Genomic DNA, 25,537 nt, shown 5'->3' with positions numbered 1-25,537 from the left:
AAAGCGTAATTATTTTAGTTTCCAAAGTTATATCTCAAGGTAAATCCTGATCGAATGGTAGTTTGTGGAAATGCCGTTGATATAGCAAATGTCGAAAATGTATGGTCGTAATAGAAAAGCGCTGTTAAGTTTTTAGTGAGCGCATAGTCTGCTGTAAAGCGCAAGCCATATATGTCTTGACCCTGCGTGGTCTGACTATTATCGATATCTAGATATCTTATAATAGTCTCGTTTTGCCTAAGGGATAAATCTGCCTTAAAGTTTAAATCACTTTTAAGCACTCTACGTGAACCTCCAAAGTTTGTCACAAAACGAAGGTCTTTGATACGATACCCTAGTCCTAGTATGTACTCATTACCTTTAATCTCTGTGAGCAGGTTATTATCAAAGCTTAAGCCAAGTGCTCTATCGCGCTTAACCTCTGCAAGTATTTTGACTGAGTTTTTCATTTCAAAGTCTATACGTACTAGTGGTGTAAATTGCTCTGTGAGTGTAACGTTGCCTAGTAATGTTTGGTTTAAGAAGTTACCCGCTTGATCTCTCTGGGCTGTTTCTGGATCTCCATCTGTACTTCTATCATAAGCTAGGTTAGTCTGGAAATTATTTACAGAATACCCTGCTGTATAACCGTGTTGTATTGAGAACCTTTTAAACTTGCTTCTAAACCAGTCTAAGTTCATTAGTCCCGTGTACTTAATATTCCAGTTAGGAAGTGGCACATTTCTTAAGAAACCAGAATCTGTCTTGTTTACATCTTTACCTGTATAAGCAGATAAAAATGCTGGTAATAATACACGCTGGTTTGTTCTTCCAAAACCTTCTGGGAAACCGTTTTCATCTCTTTCAAAACCTGCTCCTCCATAAAAATCTGTGGCGAGTCTATCTGCAACTGCTAATCTGTTTTCTCTAAACGTATTAAATGTTTCAGAAAAATCTGATGTGCTCTCATTAAAGGCTGTTGCAATGAGTAACGTTGAAATATTAAATCTACCGAAGCTATTACCCGTAAGAGACTCATACTGCAATGTCTCTGGATCTACACGGTAATTTTCTTGATAATTTTCTTGATACACTCTATTCATATTAAGATCAATATCAAGATCTTTTAAGAGTCCTATTCTTGCCTGGACACCTAAGTTTCTACTCTCGACCTCACGATACTGCTCATTAAAATCTTGAAATAATGTAAGCCATCCATTACTAGCTGCTAGTTCTCGCACCTCTGCCTGACTACCAAAGATAAATCCTGGTGTAGGCTTTAAACTTCCTGTAAATCCAACAGATGGTAAATACCCTGGCAAGTAAATTCCATTATTTTCTTCGTAGTTGAATTGCACTCGCTTTATTGCTGTAAGTAAACTTACACCTGTGTTAAGGGCCTTATCTGAACCGCTTAAACCGCTACTATTCGAACCTTGGTCCTCGGCGATTTTACGTTCTCTATCTGATGTTTTGCGGGTATCTTCTGGTGATGGTAGCCCTCTAGGCCTAGAGGCTGTTGCTCGCTTCTTTTTCTTCTTATTAAGTCCTACATATTTATAGAGCTTTTCCATATCTAATGTACCATTTATGGCGTGGGTATTTGTGTTTTCTACACTATTCCCAATCTCTGGTATATTATCTAAAACTTGAAATTGCTGTGAGCCACGTTGCCATCTATAGTTTGCTGTATATGCATATGTAGCAGTTATCCACTCTGTAAACGGAAACTTCTCAAATGGTAAATCATAGTTAAGCTGTAAAACTCCAAAGTGTGTGTCTGGCGTACCTACATCTAAGAATCCATCATATATACCAAAACCAGCTACCTCTTGACCTTCATCATCTAGAAATGAAGGAGAACCATCACTATCGAGATAGTTTCTCACCACACGATTATGATTCATATTGTAGTTGAATCTTAGACTTTTTGTGATAGGAAAGTCAATGGCATACCCCCAGTCAAATAAATAATTGCGCTGAAATAAACGTGGTAAAGCTATATCACCATCATTTGCAAATACATCTCTGAATTTTTGCTCGTTACGCTGTCGCACTATGTTAGATTGCACTGCCACACTAGAAGGTAGGTAGTTAAAATTAAAATCCTTTAAGAATTTATAGTACTTCCCTGTAAAAAGGCTATCGTTCTTTGCAAATGGTTCGATAGGCTTTGAGTTAAAATTAAAATTGTACGTCCCTCCCAATCTCACATTTTGATCTAAAGATTCTTCAATCTCAAAATCCTTATGATCTGTCTGGCTATATGAATATGAGAAAGTAAGGTTTTCTATATCATATGGCATAGGTTTACGGTCTGTGTTTGTGCGCTCCTTACGCACACCTATTGCATTAAAGCTTTGACGCTTTGTATAGTCTATAGCATAGTCTTCTATCTGATCTCTCTGCTCTTGATCTGCCGCATTATCAAGCGAGGTATCTAGCTCAACATCTTCATAAAGGGGATCAAACTTAGGTGTGATACTCTGCTCTCCTATAGAATAGTTAAGTGGTAATTGCACACCCCATTTTTTAGGTAATAGTTGTCCAGCGTTTAGGTTTGTAACTACATCATACTGCATTACATCTTCCAGACTACGCTCTCCAGCATTTTGCTCAACACTTCCAAAACCAACTGTGCTTACTCTACCGGTAGCAGATACATTTGCAAAGTCTGCAATGTTACCATCAAGACTTACAATACCTGCATATCCTCCATCATTAGTAAGGTCAGACAAACGAAGTTCATTAAACCACACCTCGGCGCCAATTTCTCCAGGCGAACATCCCATTGCCTGATTACTGGTAGGGTTACCATTTTTAACCCCCAGCATTAATGTTCTTACATCTCCAAAACTAGGAAGACCCTGTATACCTATACGAAGTTGCCCTTCCTCATAACAAGTTTCTTCTGGATTAAGAATACGATCTCCATTTTGATCAAAATAAGTTATGTCATCTGGGTCTGATTCTACATCTCCTGCAATTACTTTAGACTTTATGGTTTGCAGCAATTCTAATGACAGATTTAATTCATTTGCCGCTGGCCAAATCGCCTCTCTATCTTGATTTGAAACATTAAATGGTGTAGGTGCGAGTGGCAGCTCTATTTGATAAAAATTAGAATTAAGGTCGGTTCCCATTCTAATAAACCCTACAACATTTTGATTATCTAGCCCATTTTCAATAATAGGCTCTGCGTGCATAAACATCTTAAGATTTTTATACTGTCGCATATCAAGCGAGTAATACTTATATACTCCTCGCGCATCTTGCTCTTCAAGGTTTTCAACTCTTAAAGAAAGAGACTGCTCGTTTTGTCTTATATTATTATTGTTGTTGTTAAGGCGCTCTCTTATTACACCTGGAGGTAATGCATAAGGAACAGGCTCTCTAGTTTCGTTTGCCTCAATATTTACGGCAGCAACTTCAAAAAGTGTGTTGTCACCATCATTTATCTCTGTATTTTCATTAGGATCTAATGAAAGTAAGTATCTTCTAAAATCTCCACGCACAAGATCTAATGTTCCAAAACGAAGTACAACATCTTCTTGCCACCCACTCATATACATACGCATAAAACGGATTGCTCTAAAATCATTAATACCTCCTACCACATTTGTGGCTTGATTTATAGGCACTCTAAACTGAACCCATCTCGTAGGTAATTGCGAACCATTTTGAGTTGTTACTGTAAGCTCTCTTACATCTGTAACAAATGGATTATTTTCAACACTAAGTGAGGAAGGGTTAATAGGTAATTCATACTCAAAATATGCATCTACCGTGTTCATTGTATTATCACGGTTTACATCTTCTACATCTGGAAAAGTAGTCGAGCCACGATTAGTTTGTGTCACCTCTACAGGTGAGTTCCCTTGATTATTATTATAATCTCTATAACGCTCTACAACTCCCCCCTCTGTATTAAGAAAGTAATTATAGTTATCACCAGCTGGGTCAGGTAAGTTTGCAAAGTTTGGAAACTCTATCATTTCTTCTGCATCACTAAGACCATCATAACCTATATCTTGATTTGCACGTTCTTGACCTTCTGTATCAAAAGCATATACTAATGACTGGTTAGTGGGTACTTTTCCCCATACAGTTTCTGAGGTTCCTACCTCACCACCATCGTTAGGTAATCCATTTTCATACTGTTTACGACCATCCTTAAGGATATCTTCAGAAATACTACCTAGGTTTATGGTTAGATTTCCTCCTGGGCTTGTTGTATCGCCATCTGCATAAAATGGATCTAGTAACCAGAACTCAACAAACTCAACATTTGCTTGCTCAAAATCTGTAGAGGTCAACTGTCTTGTTATACCTCCAAAATTCTCTTGAGGGTTAGATAATGTTCCGTCTACAGCATCTGGACTGAAGTTATAAGGCCCCCTTTGATCTGGAAAATAAGCTAAATCAAGTGTGAAAAGAGCTTGCGTTTGACCAGATATTATATCTTGTTGTGGGAAAATTTCATCTCTGAACACACGACGTGTTTCTGGTAACGACAAGTCATCATCAGAGATTCCATCAGGTCTCTGGTTGTTATAAAAAATAGGATCAATAGTATACCAAGCAAATTTTGCACGACGATATCCTGTTGCAAGGTCACCATTTGCAAATTCACCACCAAAACCTACTGGAGGTGATGACAAACTCCACTGCAATGGCCCTCCTACGTCTATTGATGTCTGCGCTCCTTCAAAGTCATCTATATAAGAAGTAGCCTCACCATTAAAATCTGTTCCTTTAGGTTGACCTGGGAGCAAGTAAGCAACTTCTCCTCGCACAGATAAGTTAGAAGGTACATCTGTATCAATGTTAGGCAACTTATTCACCCATCTCGTTAAGAAAGGGAGCTCAGTTGAGTAGCTTGCATTAAGACCTACAATAGTATTATTTATAGGCTCAAAGTTATATGTGGCTTTTTGCGTAAGCGGTCTTTCATTTAAATTTAAAAAAGTACCTCCTACTATGAAGTTTTCACTAAACTGGTGTTCTACATTAATTCCTGTAAAGCGCTTATTTTGCTGTCCAAAAATGGTGTTATTCTCAACAGATGCAGAAATAGGAATTCCAGATGCCTCAAGTGATTTGTCTAAAATAATAACACGCCCTAATTGATAATTTACAGTATAATCAAGACCTTCTACAAGTACACGGCCACCAGCCGTTACCCTAACAGAACCCTGAGGAATATTAAAAGCCCCTAATGGAATACCTTGCTCTTGTGCAGATTTATAGCGCCCCTTTAGTAAGAACTTATTTTTTTCTGCATTATCACGTGCTATTGTTTTTGTAGACTGATAGAGTGAGCTATAAACATACTTATCTTGGTGTGCATTATAGGTGTCTTCATTTTCATAATTTTCCGCACCATCATTAACACTAAGTAACTCAAATAGATTTTCTCCAAAAGGCTCAACCGTGGTAAATACTATACTTCCATTTTGAACGTGTACAGTAACACCCGGTACAAAATCAAAAAAACCATCTCCTCCTACTTGTGGATCACCAAAAGTGGTAAGTCTATCAAGATTAAAAAGTCGCAATAACGTATTGCTCTCAAGCGCGCCACGATCTTGACCTTCATCCATCGTATTGTCATTATTTACACCATCAAAGAGTGTAGGTAATGGCTCACCAGCGACTGGTGAGATAAAATTAATAGGCGAAGGATCTGCATAAACTATATTAAGTCTAAACCCATCTTGCTCTAATTGAAAAGCACCTAGTGGGTAAATATTCTTCATCATCAAGTCCCAAATAGGCTCCTCAACATTTGTGAGGTTACTCTTAAGCATTTTTACGACAAGATTTACAGGGCTTCCTGCTTGACCTGCGGGTATAACAGTATCTAGTATACCGTCACCATCTGCATCTTGACCGTTTAGAATACCATCCCCATTACTATCTGCATCTGCCTCATTTGCAATACCATCATTATCATCATCTGGTCGTGTAACCGGGCTATCTGCATCTGCGATATCTGGTATTCCGTCCATATCTGCATCTGGTCTATTACCCTCGGTAGCATTTACACCATCATTTGCAAATTCTCCTACTTGATACACTTGTCCTCCTACGGTATACTGGAAAGCGACTCCCAGCACCTCATCATTATTAAGGCGCTGGTTTAATGAGATATAACCAAGACCTGGATACAAAGTAAATTGTGAGTTATCTAGTTTACGAGCATTTTCTAAAAGCACATAATCTGTCCCATCTTGTACAGTTATATTCCCAAAACCTTGCCCTACTGTTGCAACATCTCGTATAGCTGGAGATAACTGCGACTGCACAGAAGCATCATTAATACCTCTCGGGTTGAAATCATTATTTGCATTATCTGGAAAAGCATTAAAACTACTGTTTATAAAACCAGGGTTTGCTCCAGCGTTAACACCTATATTATCTGGGTTAGACTCACCTATATCTTGTATTGCAACAATGTTACGTGCATTTGTAGTTTGATTTTGTCTATTTGTAATCCATACTTCTACTCGAGTTACTTGCACCCCACTGTTATCTATAAAGGGATAATTTTTAAGCGCGTCGTTATAACTGTCTCTAAAATAATGTGCTAAGAAGAAGTGACGATTCTCATCATAGTTAAGCGCCGGAACTTCAAACTCTTGCACCGTCGCACCACCCTCTGCAGTAACAGTTTTGGGTTGTGACTGATTTTCTGAGAATACTGCGGTCACCCTAGTTTTACCAAACTGCAACTCAGTCTTAACACCAAAAAGGCTTTGCGAACCCTGTATCAATGCACTATTAAGAGGCATAGACACGTTACCCACTTCTATCTTCTGGATGATGTCATCCTCAGTAGGCGTGTATTCTAGTTTTATTTGATTCTGAAAATTAAAGGTAGATTCCGTATCATAGTTTGCCGTAATCTGGAGACGTTCACCTACCTGACCTAATAAACTAAGACTTATACGCTGGTCAAAATCAAATGTAAAATTTCTTCTATTACGAGGAGAAAAGGCTGGATTATCTTGCTTTGTAAATAACAGTCCGAGATCCATCTCTACAGAACCTTGTGGTGTAAACGTAATCTCATCTCCTCCGAAAATAGATTCAAAAAGATCATTTTTTACATACAGAGATTTTACAAGACTATTTCTAGAGTCATCCTCATCTGCACGACCATCTATTGCTGTGATTTTTTCTCTAAAATATTGACGCATTTGTTCATCACGCACGCGTTTTTCATACTCTTCTGGAGTAAGTATAAGTGGGTAGGTTACATTAAAAGCACCTAGTTCTTCGGTATAAATGTATCTATCTAGTACAGGGTCATAGGTGTACTTTGCTACAATGCTATTTGGGTTAGGTAACACAAGGCTTCCTAAAGAAAAAGTAACAGGTGCGGTGCTCTCTTCACTTTCACTAGGGTCCTCTTCTTGTGCTATAGCACTTAGGTTACCTATAAAAATAACCGCAATAAACAATATCGCTACACGTAAATTCAAGTAATAATTTCGCTTCAAAATAGACCTACAGTTTTTTTAATGCCTCTTTAATAATAGTCTCTACGCTCGCGTCTGGCTTTTCTTTTGTGATAGCTAGACATACTTTCTCTGCCTGCTTACGCGCAAATCCTAAAGTCTCTAAAGCAGATAACGCCTCTTCTTTATTAGTATTGCTTTGCACAGCACTTTCAGTACTGATATCGTATACTTTAAGTATTTTATCCTTAAGATCTAAAATCACACGCTGCGATGTTTTTGCCCCTATTCCCTTTATGCTTTGTATGGTCGCCACATCATTTGAAGCGATAGCCTGCTTTATTTGATTAGGCTCAAGTGAAGATAACATTGTTCTTGCGGTACTCGCTCCTATTCCAGAAACAGAGAGTAATAGTCTAAATATCTCACGCTCCATCACCTCCATAAAACCATATAGTGTATGGCTATCTTCCTTAACCTGGAGATGGGTATACAGCTTGAGCGCCTCACCATCACCTAGTTGCCCAAAAGTATGCAAGGAGATGTTTATAAAATATCCCACTCCATTGCAGTCTAATACAACGTGTGTAGGATTCTTCTCAATAAGTCTACCGCTTAGGTGCGTAATCATTTAACAGTATTTTAAGGTGCGTAAATGTAAGAAATATATGTCTAGGAGAAATGTTATTTATATCCTTACGCTTTCGCGAAAGCGCACAACCCCACCACACCGAAAAATTAGGCACTTACACCGTCATTTCTATTCTATTTTCAAAACAAAAAAAGGTTCAGAAATAAATCTGAACCTTTAAATTATGAGGTATCATTACGCTTTCGCGAAAGCGTACAACCGCTTACTCCTGCTGCTTGTTAAAAAAGTTTTCCTTCTTTTGAGCATCAATTACTGTGATAGCAGTCATATGGACCATCTCGTCTACACTTGCACCCAGTTGCAAAATGTGCACAGGTTTGCGCATACCAAGCATTATAGGTCCTATGTTATCTGCATTTTCTAGCTCTTTAATCATCTTATACGTGATGTTTGCGCTATCTATATTTGAAAACACAAGCGTGTTTACTTTCTTACCGGCAAGTTTTGAAAACGGAAACTTACTTTGCAACATATCTCTATTAAGTGCAAAATCTGCCTGCACCTCTCCGTCTACAATAAGTTCTGGGAAGTTGCGGTGTAAGTAAGATACAGCGTCGCTTACCGTTTTTGCCTTCTCGTGTGTAGATGACCCAAAGTTTGAGTAAGACATCATCGCCACCACTGGCTCTAGTCCAAACATCCTTACAGCCGTCGAAGTCATCTGGGCAATTTTTGCCAGTTCCTTTGCATTAGGATCTATGTTTATAGAGGTATCTGCAAGAAAGAGTGGTCCTTTTGAGGTAACCATCAGGTTGCAAGCGGCTACTTTTTGCACACCAGGCGCAGTACCTATTACTTCAAGAACCGGTTTTATCACAGATGGATAACTACGGCTAAAACCAGAGAGCATACCATCTGCATCGCCCTGACTCACCATCATAGAGGCGAAGTAATCTCGCTGTCTAAGTAGTTTTTGTGCTGCATAGAGCGTGATACCCTTGCGCTTTCTTGACTCCCAGTATATCTCACCATACTTTGCCACGTGAGCTTTCTCTTCGTCAGATTTTGGATCTATAATCTCTACATCTGCATCAAAACCTATCTCTTCCTTAAGTTCTAATATCACATCACGGTTTCCTAATAAAACGGGTATTGCGATACCCTCTTCGTGAGCGATTTGTGCAGCTTTAAGCACATCTAGTTGATCTGACTCTGCAAAGACTATACGTTTTGGGTTGCGGCGTGCTCGATCCATTAGTAATCTTACAATCTTGTTATCTTCACCCAGTCGCTCTAGCAACTCATCGTGATAAACTGCCCAATCTTTTATAGGTTCTTTTGCTACTCCAGACTCCATCGCTGCTTTTGCAACCGCCGGCGGTATTGTAGTTATTAATCTTGGGTCAAATGGTTTTGGGATAATATAATCGCGACCAAAGGTAAATCTAGTCTCTCCATATGCGATATTTACCTGTTCTGGAACAGGCTCCTTTGCTAGTTGAGCCAGCGCTTTTACCGCCGCCATCTTCATCGCTTCATTTATTGCAGTTGCACGCACATCTAGCGCACCTCTAAAAATAAATGGAAAACCTAGCACATTATTAACTTGGTTAGGATGGTCAGACCTTCCCGTTGCCATTATTAAGTCTGGTCTTGATGCTATCGCAACATCATAATCTATCTCTGGAGTTGGGTTTGCCATTGCAAATACAATAGGATCATTTGCCATAGACTGTACCATTGTAGGTGTTACAATGTTACCCACAGAGAGACCTAAAAACACGTCTGCATTAACCATTGCCTCTGCTAGCGTGTTAAAACTCTCTTTACTCATAAACTTAAACTGCTCTGGAGATAAGTCTGTACGATCCTCTTTAAGAAGACCATTTATATCAAACATCGCAATATTCTCTAGCTTAGCACCAAGTAAATGATACAAGTTCATACACGAGATAGCTGCACTACCCGCGCCAGACACTACGATACGCACATCTTCTATGCGCTTACCTGCTATTTCTAATGCATTGAGCATCGCTGCGGCAGATATAATTGCCGTACCGTGCTGGTCATCGTGCATTACTGGTATATCTAGCTCTTCTTTGAGCCTGCGCTCAATTTCAAAAGCTTCTGGTGCCTTAATATCTTCAAGGTTAATCCCCCCAAAGGTCGGAGCAATATTTTTTACAGTTTCTATAAAAGCATCTACATCTTTTGTCCCCACTTCTATATCAAAAACATCTATCCCAGCAAATATTTTAAAGAGTAAACCTTTACCCTCCATAACAGGTTTTGATGCTTCTGGCCCTATATCTCCCAGACCTAGCACCGCAGTACCATTTGAGATTACAGCTACAAGGTTACCCTTTGCTGTATATTTATAAACGTTATTAATATTTTTTTCTATCTCTAGACACGGCTCTGCCACCCCTGGAGAATAAGCAAGCGCAAGATCACGCTGGCTTGAGTACTTTTTTGTAGGAACTACCGCAATTTTACCTGGTTTTGGCTTTGCGTGATATACGAGGGCTTCCCTCCGTCTTTTGTTCTGCTGACTCATAAAGTTGGTTATCTATTGACTTGCAAAAGTACTGAATTCCGTATCGGTTATACACCTAGTCTTGTTAACATCTACCTAATGGAAGTTATTATTTAAAATCTAGCAACTGGGTGAGTATATCAACATTTTGAGGTAATCTACCCACGTGCTGTAATTTTATAGCGGCCAGTGACAGCGCCACTTTGAGACATTTTTTGATGTCATACTCTCTTATGTAAGCAAATAAGAATCCACTCCAAAAAGCATCTCCTGCTCCCGTAGCATCAAGTATTTGCTCTACTCTTGCCGCTGGCTCAACAATCATTTCTGGAGGGTGATTTTTACGCTTTCGCGAAAGCTTAACCCCTTCTGATCCTAGGGTGAGACAAACAAGCTCTACTCCAAAATCATTGTGAAAGAAATCAAAAATAGCCTCGTGACTTCTTTTCTCACCAAAAAGGCGCTCCATATCATCCTCACTTATCTTCACGAGCGGATTATATGAGCAATACTCTCTAAAGGTTTTTATCGCCTTCTCCCTATTAGGATAAATACGAGGAGAGTAATTAAGATCTATGCTAAGTGTACAACCAGCTTCGTAAGCTTTTTTTGCTTTGGCTAAAATTGTAGTTCTTGCAGGCTTCTTACTTAGAGCAAATGCTGTGGTATGAAAAATAGTAGTTTGCGCTAGTAAAGCATCAGACACTTGGGTTTCTGAGATCTTAGTGTCTGCATATCGATAAGGTATAAAATCTGGTGTGCCCGTAGTTTTTGACACAAAAATTACACTCGTAGGATTTTCAGGATCTGTCGCAATGAGATCTGTTTGTACGCCATTTTCGGTAAGTTTATCTTTAATGTAAACGCCTAGCCCATCATCTCCTATGGTGGCGGCAAGTTTTACATTCATACCCAGTCGTGCCAGATTCATCGCTACATTAGTAGGACTACCACCTAAGTACCTGTGGTAATCACGTGTTTTATCTATACGCACTTCTTTTTGATGCCCTATAAAATCTATAAGCACCTCACCTACACATAAAATATCTAAGTCTCTTTTCACTTAAATCTAATTTTTAATTAAATACTTCTTCTGGATCTTCAAGGTTATCTAGGGCTTCTCTCAATTTAGGATTCAGTAATGAAAGCCCTAATTGATAACTAGCATTCATCCACCCAAAACCACTAGTTGTTATATAATCAAACTCGGTCCCCACGTTACCATACTCTGCAAAAACTTTATGCGTTGCAGACACGACATCGTACTTCTCAGGTATAACCCCATTATAGTCTACGGCATTTCTAGTAATCATCCACAACCACCTGTACACAAGCTCTTGTAATTCTTTATCAAAACCATATGCTTTAAGTCCTCGCCATATCATCATCTGGTGCGGAGCCCAGCCGTTAGGATAATCCCACTGGCGCTGTACTGCTCCTTCTGGGATAATTGTATTCATAGCGCGACTTGTACCTGCTACACCTCCCTTTTCTTTAAGATCTATCATAAGACGTCTTACGGTCTTCATTGCTTTATCATTATCTAGCAGACCTGCCCATAATGGAAAGTAATTTGAAGCACTTTCAAATTCAGTTTTCTGCTTTGTGACAAAATTATAATCAAAGTACTGACTCCTATCTTCATCCCACATAAGGGTATCCATACGCTCCTTGCGAGCTAGCGCACTTTCTTTATAATATCTAGATTTTTTGCCTTTAAAGTCACCCGCAAAATAAGTAGCAATGAGGTACTCAAAGTCTATCTCATATTTATATAATAAACTATTAAGATCTACCGTGTTTAGATCTGCACACACATCGTCAAGTCGCCACGAGGTGTCGTGACCGCTCTCACGTAAACTTCTATCGTGTGTAAAGTAACGATCTAACTCAGGTAAGTCTAGACTTCCATTTTGATAGTTGCTCACCAGTTCTTCTATACTACAACCTTCTTTCTTTGCCACAACGGCTAGATGCTCATCAAAATGACCTTCTTCTGTCTCTGGCGGCACTCCTACACCTTGTGCATAATAACGATTGAGACCATTATCTGTATATCTAGGCGCTCTCATCCATACAGTTTCATACTCTTGTATTGCAATAGCTAGAACACTTGCAAGCCACTCCTTACCTAGGCTTGGATCTTTTTCAAAAGTTTCTCTTATAAACGAACTCAAAAATGGAGGCTGTGTACGAGTGAGATAATAACTCCTATTTGCATTTAATATCTTACCATAATGTGTGATTTGATAGCAAAAATTATCAATCATAGCTTTAGCTAGATCTACACGGTTATCTAACAGTAACCCTACACCTTCAAAATAGCTATCCCATCCATACATCTCATTAAATCTTCCTCCGGGCACTACAAACGGAATTCCGTTTTTACCCTCAAGACCCAATGCCAGAATACCTGGCTTCTCATTTATAGACTTTACATACTCTGGAGTAATCTCTAGAGGAAGCACCACAACCTCTAGATTAGGAAAATCTGTCTTTAGATTATTATAATATGCTATACCCTCTTGATCTGTTCCAGGTACGTACATACGTTGCACGCTATCTCCAGCTTTTGTATCTGTGAGGATATTTGCAAGCCCCTTCTTATCTATTGTACGTGTAAGGTCGTCCCAGAAGTAATCACGTATCATTCGGTTAATGCGGCTAGTGGGTTGCTCCTCTATTTTCCACAAAGGAATTACAGCTTCGGTTTTACTAAGCGCTCTTTCTAAAGCGAGCTCCTGTAAAAAATTAGAAAGATGGTAGGTTCCTTTTATAGTATACGCTTTCGCGAAAGCGTTATCATCTCCATACAGAGATATGTCAAATTGCTTAGGCCCTTGATCTTCTACTGTGATTTTCTTATCTCCATCTGTGTCTTCTTGCTCTAGCAAGTGACGAAGTGTTTCTTTTATATTACCCTTGAAGTGCATCTTTTTCTGTAAGTTTTTTAAGAATAAAGTAAAATACAAGTAGCACCGTCATAGGAATAAGTGTAAAGTAGAAAGCGTTTTCTGGGCCTTTTGTTTCAAATAAATATCCTATAATCCTACTACCAAACGTCCCTCCCAGTGCCGAAAATATCACTATAAGCCCTGTCATAGGGCTGTGTACTCTCTTAGGCAGCGCACTTAAGACAACAGAGTTGAGCAACGGATAAATAGGCGCTATAAACAACCCTACTAATGGAAACGCAAAGCCTATAGCTGGTATGTCCCTTAATGAACTTATCTCACCCACATTAAGGCCAACGGTTTTAGGCAACACAAACACTACGAGAAGCATTGCTCCTATTGTACAGGCAGAGAGGACATAAATCCAAGATATTTTACGAGTAAGAACACCTGCAAGTAATCGTCCAGCAGCTAGAGATAACGCAAGAATACTAGACATCATAATCCCTAAATTTTCAGTTAGGCCTAACACTTTATTATTAAATGTAGGTAGCCACGACATTATACCTTGCTCTATCATTACAAATAGAAATGCACTTATAACAAAAACGATAATGAGCAATCTTGCTAGTAACTTAAACATCTCAAGAAAATCTTCTTTAAGATCTGCGCCAGGTATCTCTGCTTCTTTTTCAAATTTGGTAAATAATAAGATAACAAAAGACACCGCAGAGAGTGCTGCTAGTAGCCAGTAAACGTTAAGCCACGCGTCTGGTTCACCTTCTGTATTAAATGCAGGAAAAAGAAAATAAGCAAGCGCAATACCTACCATAAAAAAACCTTCTATAGAACTCATTAAACTATTATGCTCTTTTGTAGAGTTAGTCACAAGACCTATGGTAGAGTAAACAGAAACTTTTATGAGTGCAAATGCTGCTCCTACGGTAGCAAAAAGAATCTTTGCCGTATCAAATGTATTCCCATAATACATAGCGATACACGCTACGGTTACCATAGCTAGACCTATGAGCATTGCCTTTTTATATCCTATTCTAGGTAAAAAGGAAGCAATAGCAAATGAGACAATAGCTATAGGCAAATCCTTAAATGCTTCTAGCACACTAGCCGTAGTTTCATCTACACCATAATTGTTGAGTGACTTGAGTATAACAATACCCACACTATTAAGAAGAATAGCAAAGACAAAATAGTTGAGATACAATGAGAGTTTTACACCTATATGTTTCATAAAAAAGGGATTAAAGTATGAAAGCACCAGCGCGAGCCAGTGCTTTCAGTTGGGTATTAACCACTTATCAGCCTCAAACGCCATATGATTATTGGATTTAATCTTACGAACAAGATGCTGTAAATCTTAGCAATAATAGGACAGTTTTATAACTGTCATACAGTTCTTTTATAGTGGCTCAAGAAAAAGAACTTCTATTGTTCTACTAATATACTAATAAGTTATTAGTACTAGAGGGTTTAATGAAAACAAAGTGTTTATTCAACAACGCCCTCATTTTCTACGTCATACACTTCTTGTGCTTGTTTGGGTGTTAAACGCAATGCTAAAAATGCTGAGATTAAAAAGAATACTCCTGCAAAAAGAATAGCATTAATGGCGTTATCACCTAACAAATATTTATAGATAGGTCCAAATGTTACCGTCTCTATTGCCATAGGTATTACAATCATCATATTAAGAATACCCATATAGATACCACGTTTACGCTGCGGTACTATTTTTGAAACCATTGTATATGGGATTCCCATCATAGCTGCCCACCCTATTCCAAATAAAATCATAGGTGCCAGTACGAGATTTGCATCTGTTATATACGGTATTAAAAACATAGCGAGCGCAGTCCCAAAAAGACTAGCTGCATATATCTTTCTTCCTCCATATTTCAATGTTAGAGGTACTAATACAAGTGCAACTAGTATGGTTGCAGAGTTATAAGTCAAACTCATCTTAGCCGATTGTGAAGCAGCCTCACCTATACTAAAGTTAAGAGTATCTCTAAACATAGGCACATTAAACTGCCAGTAAACAAATAACGCATACCATTGAAAAAGGTATACTCCAGCAACCTTCCACATAAACTTAGGCATAGTTTTTACCGTACTAGCAATCTCTATAAATGGCTCTTTAAATTTTTCTGCAAAAGTGAGCCTTCTAAAGCCCTCTATTTCTTCCATTTCTTCTGGTGAAGGCGGTATCTCTTTAGTCTTATACACAGACCATAATATAGTCGTGATAGAAAGTACGGCTCCTATAAAGAATGAATAATACAACCATAGTGGGATACTTCCCGCAACTTCTTCTGCGAGACCTAGTATGTCTTGAAAATAAATAATTGAGATCATTGCTATTACTGTCCCTGCACCCACAAAAAGACTTTGCATCTGGTACCCAAGACTTAATTGAGTCTTTGGGAGCTTGTCTCCTACTAGTGCTCTATATGGCTCCATTGCCATATTATTCCCTATATCAAGTATCCACAATAAAGAAACCGCAACCCACAGGGCTGGACTAAAAGGAAATGCAAACAAGCAAAGACTACCCAGTAGAGCTCCTATTAGAAAGAATGGTTTTCTTCTACCAAATTTAGGAGACCACGTTTTATCACTTATAGCCCCAATTATAGGCTGTACAATAAGACCTGTAATAGGTCCTGCTATATTTAAAATAGGTAGCAAATCTTCGGCTGCGCCTAGGTATAAAAAGATAGGGTTGATGGCTGTTTGTTGTAGCCCAAAAGAAAATTGTATTCCTAAAAAGCCAACATTCATATTAAATATTTGCCAGAAGGACAGGTTGGGCTTTTTGATACTACTGAGTATTTTGTTCATAAAATATGCTGGATTTTAATTATGATTCAAGACAGTAATATCCGTAAAAATATTAAGATAACGTTAAGTGTCTGTAATTTTAAGGATTTCGCAATTGAGGCGTCAATTACGACTATTTTTTTAATGCATCGATATTTCGCTTCAAGCCAGAAAATTTGGTTCGCTTTACAGCAGATTTTCTAAATATTTCTGAGAACACCTCTTGAGTTATTTCTTCCCATTGTTTTTTATCATAAGTGAGCAGCTTAGGGTTTGGGTTAAATAACGGCTCACTATGTGCTTTTGAAAATCGATTCCAAGGGCATACATCTTGACATACATCACAACCAAATATCCAGTCATCTAGTTGACTCTTTGCATACTCAGGTATTTCATTTTTAAGCTCTATCGTAAAATAGCTTATACATTTACTCCCGTCTACCTTATACGGCTCCACAATAGCCTGTGTGGGACAAGCGTCTATACAAGCAGTGCAGCTCCCACAGTGATCTGTAACAGGTGTATCATACTCAAGGTCTAGGTCTACTACAAGCTCTGCAATAAAATAAAATGACCCTGCCTTTTTTGAAAGTAAATTACTGTGCTTACCTATCCACCCCAGACCACTCTTTGCTGCCCAAGCTTTATCAAGTATAGGAGCGCTATCTACAAAAGCACGGCCGTGCACCTCTCCTATCTGTTCTTGTATAACGTGCATAAACTCTTTGAGTTTATCTTTTATCACAAAATGATAATCACGGCCATAGGCATACTTAGAGATTTTATAAGACTCCTCATTCTGCAACTCGTGAGGGTAATAATTAAGTAGGAGTGATATTACACTCTTAGACCCTTCTACAAGTTTTGTAGGGTCAAGGCGCTTGTCAAAGTAGTTTTCCATATACTGCATCTCGCCGTGCATATTTTTATTGAGCCAAGACTCAAGACGAGGCGCTTCTTCTTCAAGAAAACCTGCTTTACTTATACCGCAAGACATAAAACCTAAGCGTTGTGCTTCTGCCTTAATAAATGCTGTATGTTTTGATCTATTCTCTATCACCCTATCTTGCAGTAAACTCTAATATTGCATTTTTTGGCTTGAGGGTAATGAGCGGTAATATTTCTATAGGTGTGTTTATAGGAGTGATTTTAAAACGGGATACCATTTCGGTAACCGCAAGAATCATCTCATACATTGCAAAGTTATTACCTATACACATTCTAGGTCCCGCCCCAAATGGGAAATAGGCATCGTGATACATCCCCGCATTGTCATCAAATCGAGTAGGGTTAAATTGTAATGGGTCTTCCCAAAAATCGTTATGCTTGTGAATCTCAATACACGAAAACAATAAATTAGAACCTGCAGGTATCTTCATCCCCATATATTCGTCTTCTTCGATATTTACTCTGTCTATGAAGTAGGCTGGTGGGTAAAGTCGCATTGTTTCCTCTAGCACTTGCTTAGTGACTGTACAATGTCTTAAAAACTCGTTTAATGATGTTGAGTACGCTTTCGCGAAAGCGTACTCCTCATAAATTTTATCTTGCCACTCTGGATGTCTTGCAAGTAATGAGACGGCAAATGTAAGCGCATTTGAAGTTGTCTCGTGACCCGCTGTAAAGAGTATGAGAATCTCATCTATGAGCTGCTCATCATCCATACCTGTGCCATCCTCATAAGTAGACTCCAGAAGCATATCTAGTAAGTCTCCTACCTTTTGTTGTGATGCTCGACGTTCTTCTACGAGCTCCATTAGTATGTCACGCGCCTCTTGAGTAAGAGCCAGGTGCTTGTCTATAGGCCCAGCATACTTAAAATACCAAGATTTATAAGGCTGTCTCAACTCTTTTACGAGCATCTTTTGGGCTTGCTCTGTAATGTATTGTAAGCGGTTTATCTTTTTACGATCTACCTCGGTCTGAAAGAGTGACTTTGCAACTGTATTAAAAGCAAGGTCATTAAATATCTCAAATACATCAAACGCCTCTCCTGTCTTTATGCTTTGTAACTCCTCCTTTATTACTGTATGCATAGCTTCTATAAGCTGTGCAAGCTGTTTTTTATGAAAGGCTGGCTGTATGAGTTTGCGTTGTTTTTTCCATAGAGAACCTTCTGAGGTTAAAAGTCCCTCGCCTACATACTTTGCAAGATCTTTAGTTTGAATGGGTGACTTTGTATAGTTGCGCTGGTTTTTTTGCAATGCATACTTTGCAAAGCCCGGATCTCTAGAGAAGACAACTTCATTGCCAAAGCCCAACTGCAACTTAAAGGTATCACCCTTACTCTCAAAATTATCGTGATGAAAAGGAAGCGGATTCTTTAAAATACTCCCAGCATTTGCCAGAAATTTTAAGACCGAAACTGCTGGAATATCATTAGACATAGGGTGCTTTTATATAATATTTTAAAATAGAATGTTCCTAAAACAGACCTCCCTGCACAGGGCCTTTTACTCTACCTAGATGCTTGTATGCATCCTCTGTAACTTCACGTCCTCTTGGAGTACGCATAATAAAACCTTGCTGTATTAAAAAAGGTTCATAAACCTCCTCAATAGTTTCGGCGCTTTCAGAAACGGCAGTGGCAAGTGTAGTGAGTCCCACAGGCCCGCCTTTAAACTTATCTATAATCGTAGCTAGTATTTTATTATCCATCTCATCCAGCCCGTGAGCATCTACGTGAAGTGCTTCAAGACTATACTTAGCAATCTTAATATCGATACTACCATTTCCTTTTATTTGTGCAAAATCACGCACTCTACGCAATAAGGCATTTGCTATACGAGGTGTACCACGACTTCTACCAGCTATCTCTATAGCAGCTTCCATAGAGATAGGCACTCCTAGTATACTAGAGCTACGCTGTACGATGGTTGTAAGAAGTTCTGTTGTATAATATTGCAATCTACTAGATATACCAAAACGTGCGCGCATAGGCGCTGTAAGAAGACCTGAACGTGTAGTTGCTCCTACGAGTGTAAAAGGCGCAAGGTCTATCTGAACGGTACGTGCATTTGGCCCGGTCTCAATCATTATATCTATACGATAATCCTCCATAGCCGAGTACAAATACTCTTCTACTATAGGACTAAGTCTATGTATCTCATCTATAAATAGCACATCGCGCTCATCTAGATTAGTAAGTAATCCAGCGAGATCGCCAGGCTTATCTAGAACAGGACCAGAGGTTATCTTAATATTTACCCCAAGTTCATTTGCAAGAATATTTGCAAGGGTAGTTTTACCAAGACCTGGAGGACCGTGAAAGAGGGTGTGATCTAATGCCTCTCCTCTAAGATTTGCCGCTTGTACAAAAACCTTGAGATTTTCAAGCACTTGATCTTGTCCTGCAAAGTCGTCAAACGACAAAGGTCTTAACGCTTTCTCAATATCTACTTCTTCTCTTGAGTAACCTTCGTTTGTAGGATCCAAGTGCTCATTCATACGTCTAGGTGATTTCTATCAAAGATAAGAAATTGTCTTGTTTGAAACTTTACAGCACCCTTCCATTTAAGACTAATAAAGGATAATGTTACGCTTTCGCGAAAGCGTAAAACTAAAAAACCCACTCGTTAAGAATGGGTTTTAAGTAATCATAAAAGTATGATATATGTTATGACATCTCTAGTGATGCATTTCTTCTTCATTGTCTTGAAGCGGAACTGTTTGCGGTACATAATCTTGACCAGCAATTACATAATCTGACTCATCCTTATTCAACTTAGAATAATCATATGGCCAGCGGTGTACTTCAGGAATTGCACCTGCCCAGTTACCGTGTATATGTTTGTGATCTGTTGTCCACTCTAATGTATTAGATTTCCAAGGGTTTTTAGAACCTACTTTTCCATAGAACATTGAGTGTATGAAGTTGTATAAGAATACTAACTGTGCAGCCGCTGTAATGAAAGCAAAAATAGATATCGCTTTGTTTACATCTACAAGATCATCAAAATACGGGAAAGCGGAGTTTGTATAGTAACGTCTAGGTAAACCTGCCATACCGATAAAGTGCATTGGGAAGAAAATACCATAAGCTCCAATAACTGTAATCCAGAAGTGAACGTAACCTAGGTTCTTGTTCATCATTTTACCTTCAAACATTTTTGGGAACCAGTGATACACACCTGCAAAAAGTCCATATAATGCAGAGATACCCATTACTAAGTGGAAGTGAGCTACTACAAAATACGTATCGTGTACGTTTATATCTAACGTTGAATCTCCAAGTATGATACCCGTAAGTCCACCAGAAATAAAGGTAGAAACTAATCCTACTGAGAAAAGCATACCAGGGTTGAACTGAAGGTTACCCTTCCACAAGGTTGTGATATAGTTAAAAGCTTTTACTGCAGATGGTATTGCAATTAATAGGGTTGTAAATGTAAATACAGATCCCAAGAATGGGTTCATACCTGAAATAAACATATGGTGACCCCATACAATAGTTGATAAGAACGCAATTGCTAAAATAGAAGCAATCATCGCTCGGTAACCAAATATAGGTTTACGTGAGTTTGTAGATATTATCTCTGATGAGATACCTAGTGCTGGTAATAATACAATGTATACCTCAGGGTGACCTAAGAACCAGAAAAGGTGCTCAAATAATACTGGTGAACCACCAGAGTTATGTAATACTTCTCCTCCAATATAAATATCAGATAAGAAGAATGATGTACCAAAGCTTCTATCCATAATAAGCATTAAAGCTGCAGATAGAAGTACTGGGAAAGAAACCACACCGATAATAGCTGTCACAAAGAAAGCCCAAATTGTAAGTGGTAATCTTGTCATAGTCATCCCCTTTGTACGAAGGTTAAGTACTGTAACAACATAGTTAAGTGAACCTAATAGTGATGATGCAATAAATATTGCCATCGCTACTAACCACAATGTCATACCCATTCCTGAAGCAGGTATACTGTTAGGTAGAGCAGATAGTGGTGGATAGATAGTCCAACCTGCTGCTGCTGGTCCTGACTCTACAAATAATGATAATACCATTATTACAGAAGAAAGGAAGAAGAGCCAGTAAGATACCATATTAAGGAATCCAGAAGCCATATCCCTCGCTCCAATCTGAAGTGGAATCAATAAGTTACTAAAAGTACCACTCAGACCTGCTGTAAGTACAAAGAATACCATTATGGTACCGTGTATGGTAATAAGTGCAAGATAAATGTTTGGATCCATCACACCGTCTTTACCCCAGTCTCCTAAGAGCACCTCATAGATAGTAAATTGGTGGTCTGGCCAAGCCAGCTGTAAACGGAATATCAATGACATCCCAATACCTATAATACCCATTATCAAACCAGTAATTAAATACTGCTTTGAGATCATCTTGTGATCAGTACTAAAGATATATTTCGTTATAAACGTTTGCTCGTGGTGGTGCTCGTGATCATCGTGACCGTGATCTGCTGTTGCTGCGTGTGCTGCCATACCTAGATTCTTTAGTTAATTTTTCTTTTTCTTTTTTTATTCTTGAGCTGCTGCTATAGAGCTGCCAAATGTTTTTTGAGTTGCAATCCAAGCGTCATATTCTTCTTGAGTTTCAACAACAATCTTCATCTGCATATTATAGTGTGATGCTCCACAAATCTTATTACATAGCAAGTAATAGTCAAATTCATCATAAGCGTCTATTGGACCATCTCCTGCCGCTATAGAAGCTTTATTTTTTTCTTTTCTAATCTCTTTGATAGTCGCCATCTTATCTTTCATATAATCCGTATCACGAATCTCTGCAGTAGTTTTAGATGGAGTAAAAGAGAATTGAGTTATCATACCTGGCACAACGTTCATTTGCGCTCTAAAATGAGGCATATAAGCAGAGTGTAATACATCTTGAGAACGTAATTTAAAGATTACCTGACGCCCTACTGGAAGGTGAAGCTCTGTTGTAATTTTATCATCCATTGCATCAGCATCACTTTCATCAACACCTACTGTGTTTGCTCCCTCAATAAAACGAACATTTGCGTTACCTAAGATATTATCCTCTCCGGCATAACGTGCTTGCCAACCGAAACGCTTTGCATATAATTCTACAACTATAGCATCCTCGTCCTCTTCAAAGTTCATTATATCTGACCAAGTAAAGAGACCATAGATAATAAGACCTGCAAGAACGATTACTGGAATAATAGTCCAGATAAATTCTAGCTTATCATTATCTGCATAGAATAATGCTTTTTGACCTTTCTTACCTGAGTACTTATATGCAAAGTAATGAAGTAATGCTTGTGTGATTACTTGTACGAACATTATAAGTGCAAGAGAGATAAATAACAAGGTGTCATAATCTGCTCCGTGCTCAGAAGATGGTTCTGGCAAATAAAACTTACTGTAATTCCAGAAACAGTAAATAGTTATGGCATATAAAAATGTGATAAACATCAACATCAATTTACCATTGATTCTGTTGTCTTTATCGTCTGCTACTTGAGCATTTTCACTATTGGTCTTCTTATTAAACTGAGATAGTTTAAAAATCTTTGACATTTGCCAAAGTGTGACTACAAATAGAATTACTACGATGAGTGCTAATAAACCTGTCATTGCTTTCTAACTTCTTTAATCTATATTCTAATAGTGAAAGTGTTTACTTTCTTCAATAAGCGGATTACGCTTAGGCTCTAAAGGACGTTTTGTAAGTGAACTGAAAACAATCAGTACAAACAATCCAAAGAAGAACATAAGTGATCCTATTTCTACAAATCCAAACGACCAAGCCTGTCCTACTGTACCTGGCATAACCATATTGAAGATGTCTACATAGTGACCTAATAAGATTACTATACCAGCCATTACTACAAACCAGTTAACTCGTTTGAAATCGCTATTCATTAATATTAATAATGGGAAAAGGAAATTCATTACTAACATACCAAAGAATGGTAAGTTATAATCTTCAATACGTTGTATGTAATACGTTACCTCTTCTGGTATGTTTGAGTACCATATAAGCATAAACTGTGAGAACCATAAGTACGTCCAGAAAATACTGAAACCAAACATAAATTTAGCAAGATCGTGTATGTGACTATCATTTACACTCTGTAAGTAACCTGCACCCTTAAGTATCATAGTTATAAGAGCGATGGTAGTTATACCACAAACCATCATACCTGCAAGTACGTACCATCCAAAGAGAGTACTAAACCAGTGAGGATCGATAGACATAATCCAATCCCAAGACATCATTGACTCAGTGTATAAGAAGAACACTAAGAATGCTGCAGCAAGTTTAAATGACTTTTTGTGTGATTTGTTATCAGATGCTTCATCCTGCTCTTTTGAGAACTTTACAGCAAAGAATCTATAGATGTTCCATCCAGCAATAAAAATTGCAGCTCTAATCAGTAACCAAGGCACATTTAACCATCCTGATTTACCAGCAATAAGCTTATCATAGTTATCACTTGCTGGATCAGTAATTCCATCTGCCATCCAGTGGAACATATGGTTAAAATGGAATCCAGATAATGCTAGCAAAACAAACATTATAATACTTCCAGGTAAAAGATATCCTGTTATACCCTCCATTACTCTAAGTAATAAAGGCGACCATCCAGCCTGAGCAGCATATTGTACTGCGTAGAATGCAAGACACCCTAGAGAAATCATAAAGAAGAAAAAAGCAGCGATATAAACAGCAGACCAAGGTTTATTTTGGTAACCCGCTAGTAAGTGCTCATTATGCTCTTCTTCGGTCATTACGTGACCGTCTTCTGCGTGTGCATCATCGGTTGCTACGTGGTGTGTATCTGCTTCGTGAGCATCTGCAACTGTTGCATCACCGTGACCACCTCCGTGAGAGTCACCTGCGTGCATTGCTTCAACATCTGCTATTGTCTTTGGTAAGAAAACGTAATCTACAGCAAATAGGACAAATCCTACTACCATAAAGATAATCGCTGATAATTTTAAGTTTTTAGATAATGTGTACATATCTTAAATATCGGTTGTTCCGTTAGTTATTAGTGTTCGTTACCTGCTGCATTCATTGGCTCAGACACAGGACCTGGTATAGCATCTACTGCACCTTCGTTAAGATCTGTATCAATCTTACCCTCTGTCATTTCCTCAATAATTTCTGCTGCTGTAAACGCTCTCTCAGGTTTTCCATCTAATGCATCTTTAAGACCCATTACGTAATGATCAACCATCCAAAGTTCGTCTTCTGTCATCTGCGACGCATAAGATCCCATAGAGTTAATACCGTAATACATCACGTGGTATACACTACCTTCTGTGATAGCTCTACCAGCATCGTTATATGCAGGGACACCTAGTATTTTCTCTCTTTTTGCTAATGTTCCTTTTCCGTCACCTTTTACACCGTGACATATAGAACAGTAAATGTTATATAACTCATTACCCTTAACATAATTCTCCTCTGTATAAGGTAATGGGTTTTTCAGGTTCGCTTTCGCGGAAGCTTTTCCTTCAATAGTATTTTCATAATCATATGGCAACCATCCTCTCATCACCGAACCTTCTGCCGGTTTTAAAGCTTCATACCCTTCAGGAAACACCTCGTACTTACCGTAAGTTTCATAACCTACAGATTCGTACATATTAGGCATATACTGATAGTTAGGTTTATTATCATCTTGACAAGAAATCATACTGCCAAAAGCGATAAACAAAACAGCTATTTTAAATATATTCTTCATTGCGTTGACTTATGCTTCGTTTGCAATTAAATTAATCTCTACAGCTCCAGTTGTTACTAAAAAGTCTGCAAGTTCCTTTCCATCTTTTCCAGTTGCATCAATCTCCATAAGGAAGTGATCATCTGTCGTGCGTACATCTGGATTTTCAGCTTTCTTAAAAGGCCATAATTTACTTCTCATATAGAAAGTAATAACCATTAAGTGAGCTGCAAAAAATACCGTAAGCTCAAACATAATAGGCACAAAAGCTGGCATATTCTCAATATAGCTGAAAGATGGCTTACCACCAATGTTTTGTGGCCAGTCTTCGATCATAATGAAATTCATCATTAATGTTGCTACTGTAATTCCCACACATCCATATAAAAAGGCAGTAATAGCAAGACGAGTAGGTGCAAGCCCCATAGCCTTATCAAGCCCGTGTACAGGGAATGGTGTATACACTTCATTAATATGAAGATGTTTTTTTCTAACCTCCTTAACAGCGTTCATTAGAACGTCGTCATCAGAGTATATTGCGTGTATAACTGTAGATGCCATACTTA

15 protein-coding genes are annotated in these 25,537 nt (G+C 38.4%); all 15 read right to left on the bottom strand.

Features of this window, described 5'->3' with window-relative positions:
- Positions 1-14 precede the first annotated feature (14 nt).
- Complete coding sequence (sprA, locus tag MED134_RS11275) at positions 15-7,484, bottom strand: cell surface protein SprA (protein WP_052084224.1); 7,470 nt, start codon at positions 7,482-7,484, stop codon at positions 15-17.
- Positions 7,485-7,491: 7 nt separating this feature from the next.
- Complete coding sequence (gene ruvA, locus MED134_RS11270) at positions 7,492-8,073, bottom strand: Holliday junction branch migration protein RuvA (protein WP_038599111.1); 582 nt, start codon at positions 8,071-8,073, stop codon at positions 7,492-7,494.
- Positions 8,074-8,296: 223 nt separating this feature from the next.
- Positions 8,297-10,591: an NADP-dependent malic enzyme gene (locus MED134_RS11265; protein WP_038599109.1), complete on the bottom strand. Its 2,295-nt coding sequence runs from the start codon at positions 10,589-10,591 to the stop codon at positions 8,297-8,299.
- 88 nt (positions 10,592-10,679) lie between these two features.
- Positions 10,680-11,633, bottom strand: coding sequence for a carbohydrate kinase family protein (locus MED134_RS11260; protein ID WP_038599107.1), 954 nt, complete (start codon positions 11,631-11,633; stop codon positions 10,680-10,682).
- A gap of 13 nt (positions 11,634-11,646) precedes the next feature.
- Positions 11,647-13,503, bottom strand: a complete 1,857-nt coding sequence (locus MED134_RS11255; protein WP_038599104.1) for a trehalase family glycosidase — start codon at positions 13,501-13,503, stop codon at positions 11,647-11,649.
- Positions 13,487-14,713 (bottom strand): MFS transporter, encoded by a 1,227-nt coding sequence (locus MED134_RS11250; RefSeq protein ID WP_035327180.1) that lies wholly within the window; start codon positions 14,711-14,713, stop codon positions 13,487-13,489. Before MED134_RS11250 ends, MED134_RS11255 begins: the two co-directional genes overlap by 17 nt.
- Before the next feature lie 257 nt (positions 14,714-14,970).
- Positions 14,971-16,323, bottom strand: a complete 1,353-nt coding sequence (locus MED134_RS11245; protein ID WP_038599101.1) for an MFS transporter — start codon at positions 16,321-16,323, stop codon at positions 14,971-14,973.
- A gap of 112 nt (positions 16,324-16,435) precedes the next feature.
- Positions 16,436-17,362: a tRNA epoxyqueuosine(34) reductase QueG gene (gene queG / locus MED134_RS11240; protein ID WP_410470302.1), complete on the bottom strand. Its 927-nt coding sequence runs from the start codon at positions 17,360-17,362 to the stop codon at positions 16,436-16,438.
- A 1-nt stretch (position 17,363) separates the two neighbouring features.
- Positions 17,364-18,689, bottom strand: a complete 1,326-nt coding sequence (locus MED134_RS11235; protein WP_038599098.1) for a cytochrome P450 — start codon at positions 18,687-18,689, stop codon at positions 17,364-17,366.
- A gap of 37 nt (positions 18,690-18,726) precedes the next feature.
- Positions 18,727-19,749, bottom strand: coding sequence for a Holliday junction branch migration DNA helicase RuvB (gene ruvB, locus MED134_RS11230; protein WP_035327173.1), 1,023 nt, complete (start codon positions 19,747-19,749; stop codon positions 18,727-18,729).
- Positions 19,750-19,929: 180 nt separating this feature from the next.
- A complete protein-coding gene (locus MED134_RS11225) occupies positions 19,930-21,753 on the bottom strand; it encodes a cbb3-type cytochrome c oxidase subunit I (protein WP_038599095.1) in 1,824 nt (607 codons plus the stop codon).
- 36 nt (positions 21,754-21,789) lie between these two features.
- On the bottom strand, positions 21,790-22,872 hold the full coding sequence (locus MED134_RS11220; protein ID WP_035327169.1) for a cytochrome c oxidase subunit II: 1,083 nt from the start codon (positions 22,870-22,872) through the stop codon (positions 21,790-21,792).
- Positions 22,873-22,899: 27 nt separating this feature from the next.
- Entirely contained in the window at positions 22,900-24,264 is a 1,365-nt protein-coding gene (locus MED134_RS11215) for a hypothetical protein (protein WP_038599091.1), read from the bottom strand.
- A gap of 29 nt (positions 24,265-24,293) precedes the next feature.
- Complete coding sequence (locus tag MED134_RS11210) at positions 24,294-24,992, bottom strand: c-type cytochrome (RefSeq protein ID WP_038599088.1); 699 nt, start codon at positions 24,990-24,992, stop codon at positions 24,294-24,296.
- Between the two features lie 9 nt (positions 24,993-25,001).
- Complete coding sequence (locus tag MED134_RS11205; RefSeq protein WP_035327164.1) at positions 25,002-25,532, bottom strand: DUF3341 domain-containing protein; 531 nt, start codon at positions 25,530-25,532, stop codon at positions 25,002-25,004.
- Positions 25,533-25,537 lie beyond the last annotated feature (5 nt).

This window comes from Dokdonia sp. MED134, from assembly GCF_000152925.2.
GTDB lineage: Bacteria > Bacteroidota > Bacteroidia > Flavobacteriales > Flavobacteriaceae > Dokdonia.
The sequence above is the reverse complement of the archived record's forward strand: the minus strand, read 5'-3'. Positions and strand labels throughout refer to the sequence as shown.

Bases quoted from the DNA above. Each gene is read 5' to 3' on its own strand.
- MED134_RS11265 (WP_038599109.1), bottom strand. From the start codon at position 10,591: ATGAGTCAGCAGAACAAAAGACGGAGGGAAGCCCTCGTATATCACGCA.
- MED134_RS11215 (WP_038599091.1), bottom strand. From the start codon at position 24,264: ATGTACACATTATCTAAAAACTTAAAATTATCAGCGATTATCTTTATG.
- ruvA (WP_038599111.1), bottom strand. From the start codon at position 8,073: ATGATTACGCACCTAAGCGGTAGACTTATTGAGAAGAATCCTACACAC.
- MED134_RS11220 (WP_035327169.1), bottom strand. From the start codon at position 22,872: ATGACAGGTTTATTAGCACTCATCGTAGTAATTCTATTTGTAGTCACA.
- MED134_RS11210 (WP_038599088.1), bottom strand. From the start codon at position 24,992: ATGAAGAATATATTTAAAATAGCTGTTTTGTTTATCGCTTTTGGCAGT.
- MED134_RS11205 (WP_035327164.1), bottom strand. From the start codon at position 25,532: ATGGCATCTACAGTTATACACGCAATATACTCTGATGACGACGTTCTA.
- ruvB (WP_035327173.1), bottom strand. From the start codon at position 19,749: ATGAATGAGCACTTGGATCCTACAAACGAAGGTTACTCAAGAGAAGAA.
- MED134_RS11255 (WP_038599104.1), bottom strand. From the start codon at position 13,503: ATGCACTTCAAGGGTAATATAAAAGAAACACTTCGTCACTTGCTAGAG.
- MED134_RS11250 (WP_035327180.1), bottom strand. From the start codon at position 14,713: ATGAAACATATAGGTGTAAAACTCTCATTGTATCTCAACTATTTTGTC.
- MED134_RS11245 (WP_038599101.1), bottom strand. From the start codon at position 16,323: ATGAACAAAATACTCAGTAGTATCAAAAAGCCCAACCTGTCCTTCTGG.
- MED134_RS11235 (WP_038599098.1), bottom strand. From the start codon at position 18,689: ATGTCTAATGATATTCCAGCAGTTTCGGTCTTAAAATTTCTGGCAAAT.
- MED134_RS11225 (WP_038599095.1), bottom strand. From the start codon at position 21,753: ATGGCAGCACACGCAGCAACAGCAGATCACGGTCACGATGATCACGAG.